This window comes from Corynebacterium sp. HMSC076C10 (assembly GCF_001812455.1).
Classification (GTDB): domain Bacteria; phylum Actinomycetota; class Actinomycetes; order Mycobacteriales; family Mycobacteriaceae; genus Corynebacterium; species Corynebacterium jeikeium_D.
Genome location: NZ_KV809098.1, coordinates 1 through 302, shown reverse-complemented (window position 1 = coordinate 302; position 302 = coordinate 1). Strand labels below are relative to the sequence as shown.

1 protein-coding gene is annotated in these 302 nt (G+C 55.6%); it reads left to right on the top strand.

Features of this window, described 5'->3' with window-relative positions; all coding sequences use genetic code 11:
• A partial coding sequence (locus tag HMPREF2857_RS03145) for a helix-turn-helix domain-containing protein (protein ID WP_141752724.1) occupies positions 1-302 on the top strand: 302 nt, incomplete at both ends.

The window sequence follows — 302 nt, the reverse complement described above, 5'->3', positions numbered from 1 at the left end:
GCAGGCTATGTCTTGTGGAGAAACCGACAAAGCAGCAGTACTCGTTTGAAATCAAGAAGGAAGTTGTCCAACGCCACCTTGCTGGCGAGACAGCGATGAATCTTGCGCGCGAATTTGGCCTGTCATCACAGCAGCTGGTCCGCGGGTGGACGTGGAAATGGCGCAAAGACGGCGATGACGCGTTGAAACCGAAGCCGAAGGGCAGGCCCAAAGGATCGGTCACGCCGAAGCCGCTGTCGGAGGAAGACAAGCTGCGTCGCGAAAACGAACGGTTGCGGGCCGAAAATGCCTATCTAAAAAAA